Raw genomic sequence first — 1,522 nt, 5'->3', positions numbered from 1 at the left:
GGGGTAAAATCGAAACGAGTAGGCTTTTTCCATGTCTCACATTTTAGCATATATTTCGTAAATGTGCTAATATTTAACAGTAAAGCCGTCGTAGAACGACGGGGTTTCAGACCCAAATTTTCGATGAAGTGCATCCTCCTCGACGTGCAGCAAGTTCTTGTTCTATTTCGTCTTCATTGAGCAGTTGCAATCCAGATGCAATCGCTCGCTGTCGAATTTCCCATAACTTTTTGCTTAATGGTGTTTGGGGAATAAATTTAGCTTCTGGTGTTGTTTGTGACTCAGATTTAAGTATTTGAACAAATTGCCAAACTTTTTGTTGCTTTTCTGAGGTCAATTCTCGCCATTGTTCAAGTAGTTCCTCTTCTTTACCCATAAATACCTCGCTCTTAAATTACGCATTCCTCGAATCGTTGGCTGTCCAAGACATATTTGGGGATTAACTTTCGGCTCTTGTAGTAGATATGTATGGGTAGTTCAGGTGTTTTAGGTGGGAACTGGTTCACCTGGCCGCAAACTAGACCATTTACCGGTTTCGCGTAAAAAGCTTTCACAACCCACCACATCCCACTCCATTTCGATATAATCTTCCTTGGTGCGAATGTTAACGTTAATAGAAGGATTCTTCGCCTCAAAGTCCGGTGTCTCGGTGAGATGACGTTCCTGATGTTGTGTTTCTACGGCATGATAGGTGAGACAGCGATCAACAAAATAGCAGTTAATACAAATACACATAAGTTTAACTCTATAGGTCTTTTCCGTTAATCTAGCTCAGTCTCTCCCCAAATGGGGCCGGTCAAAATTATATTTTTGTAAATTTATCTTCTCGATGTCTTGTCAAAAAAACCTAGATAGTTTAGTTAAAGAAGTTTTTGCGATTAATCAGCAAGAATTGCCAGAAAATGCTTATTTAGTCGGTGGTGCTGTGCGAGACGCTTTATTAAACCGTCAGAAAGACTATATTGACCTAGATTTTGTGGTTCCCGAAAAAGCGATCGAAATTGCCCAAACTATTGCCCATCATTATAAAGCCGGTTTTGTGGTTTTAGATGCGGTTCGTCAAATTGCTCGCGTCGTTTTTCCGCAGGGGACTCTTGATTTCGCGCAACAGGAGGGAGAATCTCTAGAAATAGACCTAAAAAGACGGGATTTCACCGTTAATGCTCTCGCTTATAATCTCTATACCCAAGAAATTTTCGATCCTTTAGGGGGATTAAAAGATTTAGGCTGCCAATCTCTGCGGATGATTTCCCGCGAAAATCTCCAAGATGATCCCCTAAGATTATTAAGGGCCTATCGACAAGCGGCTCAATTGGACTTTGAAATCGAACCCCATACCCGTGCAACTATCCGTTCTCTTGCCCCTTTATTGCACCGTGTAGCCGCCGAAAGGGTACAATCCGAGTTAAACTACCTTTTGCTCAATTCCCGTGGCAATAAATGGCTAAAAAGTGCCTGGGAAGATGGCTTATTATCTCTCTGGTTGCGTCGGATTACCCCCGCAAAAATGGAGCTAGGGAGG

Annotated in this window: 2 protein-coding genes and 1 pseudogene; 1 reads left to right on the top strand and 2 read right to left on the bottom strand. The window is 42.0% G+C overall.

Annotation, left to right across the window (positions count from 1 at the left end; all coding sequences use genetic code 11):
• Positions 1 to 106: 106 nt before the first annotated feature.
• Complete coding sequence (locus IQ242_RS24535) at positions 107 to 376, bottom strand: hypothetical protein (protein ID WP_193961747.1); 270 nt, start codon at positions 374 to 376, stop codon at positions 107 to 109.
• A gap of 110 nt (positions 377 to 486) precedes the next feature.
• Positions 487 to 735: a Ycf34 family protein gene (locus IQ242_RS24530; RefSeq protein WP_002795917.1), complete on the bottom strand. Its 249-nt coding sequence runs from the start codon at positions 733 to 735 to the stop codon at positions 487 to 489.
• Between the two features lie 94 nt (positions 736 to 829).
• On the opposite strand from IQ242_RS24530, the pseudogene IQ242_RS24525 reads away from it, so the two are divergent.
• Positions 830 to 1,522: pseudogene (locus IQ242_RS24525) on the top strand (CCA tRNA nucleotidyltransferase); the annotation flags it as partial.

It is taken from the genome of Microcystis sp. LEGE 08355, from assembly GCF_015207185.1.
Classification (GTDB): domain Bacteria; phylum Cyanobacteriota; class Cyanobacteriia; order Cyanobacteriales; family Microcystaceae; genus Microcystis; species Microcystis panniformis.
This window is presented reverse-complemented; position numbering and strand designations above follow the sequence as displayed.